We start from the raw sequence: 823 nt of genomic DNA on the forward strand, positions 1-823 counted from the left end.
ATGGCTGAAGATAAATCTGTAGTGACAGTCTTGACAGACAGCCGTTTCCGGTGCGGAAGCCTGCGCAAGATTCCGCTTACCGCATCTGTGGCCACTCCACGAACCATTGCAACTAAAGCCCCCTTACGGCCTTTGGCTGCTTTATTGGTCAGAATCGTATAAACATCTCCATTGCTCAGGCAAGTTTCATCCAAAGAAAGGTTTTCTCCAATGTTTTCAGGATAAAGGAGGTAGTCATGCGCATGTTCGAGTTGGTCCCAGTTCCGGTAATCACTGATTTTCTCCTTGTATTGTTTACGAAGAGTCTGCCCTTTTACGCCATAACGTTCCGCAAGCACACAGATGCTCACAGGAGTAGATTCAATCTGCTTCTTTTAAAAAAGAAACGAACTCAGAATTGAGCCGTGTACCGTCAAATTCGGATAAATCCCAGTCATAGCTGAAGATTTCATTGGAAGACTTGTCAAGCCATTTACGTTTACGAACATGGAGATAAGTGGCGCGACCACGAATAGGATAGTCTTGGATTGTACGGTACTCACCAAAACCATAGGATATGATATCCGGGTTGGTCTTATCTTCTTTTAGCTGAACTTTTTTTTCATCAAGATAAATATCAAAACGGTCAGCACTCTTGTCGAAATTGACAATATCAAAGTTGTCTATAAGCACATCCGGAAGGATGGCACGAAGGAGTCGTTCGGGTTTCATAAAACAAAGGTAAGCAAAGGTAGCTAATTTTAAAACTTAACAACCAGAAATTTCCGCTGAGCCGTTTAATCATGGATGGCTAAAAACTTACCACACATTCAGCTTCGCAGAT

General features: G+C 42.6%; 2 protein-coding genes. Both read right to left on the reverse strand.

Features of this window, described 5'->3' with window-relative positions:
• A partial coding sequence (locus IE178_RS37115) for a transposase (protein ID WP_193515075.1) occupies positions 1-350 on the reverse strand: 350 nt, incomplete at its 3' end.
• Between the two features lie 10 nt (positions 351-360).
• On the reverse strand, positions 361-711 hold the full coding sequence (locus IE178_RS37120) for an ISAon1 family transposase N-terminal region protein (protein WP_193515076.1): 351 nt from the start codon (positions 709-711) through the stop codon (positions 361-363).
• Between the last annotated feature and the right edge of the window lie 112 nt (positions 712-823).

Origin of the sequence: Streptomyces griseoloalbus (assembly GCA_014650015.1) — a bacterium.
GTDB classification, from domain to species: Bacteria; Actinomycetota; Actinomycetes; order Streptomycetales; family Streptomycetaceae; genus Streptomyces; species Streptomyces griseoloalbus.

Bases quoted from the DNA above. Each gene is read 5' to 3' on its own strand.
- IE178_RS37120 (WP_193515076.1), bottom strand. From the start codon at position 711: ATGAAACCCGAACGACTCCTTCGTGCCATCCTTCCGGATGTGCTTATA.